At 40.8% G+C, this 1,477-nt stretch carries 1 protein-coding gene and 2 pseudogenes; all 3 read right to left on the bottom strand.

Translation table 11 applies throughout. The features are described from left to right. A pseudogene (locus tag G519_RS0138260) lies at positions 1 to 266 on the bottom strand (hypothetical protein); the annotation flags it as partial. Positions 267 to 788: 522 nt separating this feature from the next. Next, positions 789 to 872: pseudogene (locus G519_RS53860) on the bottom strand (aspartyl-phosphate phosphatase Spo0E family protein); the annotation flags it as partial. A gap of 143 nt (positions 873 to 1,015) precedes the next feature. After that, on the bottom strand, positions 1,016 to 1,477 hold a 462-nt coding region (locus G519_RS0138250; RefSeq protein WP_029199016.1), incomplete at its 5' end, for a sensor histidine kinase.

Raw genomic sequence — 1,477 nt, 5'->3', positions numbered from 1 at the left:
GGTAAGTATTCTTGGGGATGCAAGGCAATCGCTACTAATACGCTTATTGGTATGGCTGCTATCCATATCAAACTTTTGTATACCCTTGATTTGAATTTTTGAGTAATAAGCAGAGAAATTAACAAAATAGTGGCATTAACAAATAATGTTGCAGGGATACTTACAACTCTTCCCAAACCTGTGTAAGGAAAGAATTCGATCAATAAAAATATGGTTGCTATACTCGGAACCATAGCTAAACAGAAACATAATACCGACTTCTTCATATAGTAATCTCCTAATCCGGACTGTGGTTTCCATTCAGATATTCGGGAAATGAAGTAAAATATCCTCCCGTTACTTCAATAAACCAAAAGAGGAGCCGCAGGTACAAGCTCCTCCAGTATCGTACCTGTTAGTTAAACAAAATTACTGCAATATTCAGGCTGTTTGCGGATTTATTTTTGCATCCAAATCATCTTTAGTAATTTCCCAAACATCATATTCTTCCCCGAACTTATCTCGAACATCTTGAGCCATTAAATCAGAAATAACTTCGTAATCATCGAATATGTCTTCACTAATAAGTCCCCGGTAAAATTTCCATCTAAAGAATCATTATAAGATTGTTTTTGTGGTGTAATCTTAAACTTACCCCGATGGGTAGTAAAAAAGCGGCGGCACCAGTTAACTGATGCCAATCCACTTTTTTCTAGAATAAGTAAAACTATCATAAGTATCATGAAACATTTTCATTATGCAAGATTATTAACAACAGAATCCTTAGTATCGACCGTAAATAGAATTTGTTATTTAGAGTCTAGAATTTTTCTGTAATATTTATTAATTAATTTATCAAGCTGTTGGCTGAACATTAGTAATTCAGCATCAAAAAGCTCCGATCAATGTTGCTGATTATACATCACCAATTAAGCGATTCCTCATATCCCTTAGTCCACCGCCCGCCAAGATGTTGTCTATATCTACGGTTAATAGATTCGGCTTCTCATACAAAAAACAACCTCAACTCTGCCTCCTAAGCCGTGTTTGGCAACCAAATGCGGAACACCGTACGCTCGGACTCACTCGCAGCCAGCGAAATAGTTCCCTCATGCAACTCAACAATCCGCCGGCAGATTGCCAGCCCCAATCCCGTTCCGCTGCTGTGTCGGGCGTGGTCGCCACGCACGAAAGCATCGAAGACAACAGGCCACAGGGATGCTTCTATTCCAATCCCGTTGTCCGCAATTTCCAAAAGCGATCCACCTGCGCAGTTCCCCTCTAAGCGTATTCTGAACGTCGTGCCGGTAGGATTGTACTTGATCGCATTCACAATCAGATTGGCAAGCGCCCTTTTGAAGTGCTTTAGATCCAACAAATGAATGAGCGGCTCCTCTGGAATGCTGCAGATGACCGTAAAGTTCTTTTCCTCCAACTCGGCATAATGTTCCGCGGCGACCTCACGGACAACCTCGCATAAATCTGTCTGCACTAGGTC

The sequence above is a fragment of the Paenibacillus alginolyticus DSM 5050 = NBRC 15375 genome, from assembly GCF_000422905.1.
GTDB lineage: Bacteria > Bacillota > Bacilli > Paenibacillales > NBRC-103111 > Paenibacillus_E > Paenibacillus_E alginolyticus.
This window is presented reverse-complemented; position numbering and strand designations above follow the sequence as displayed.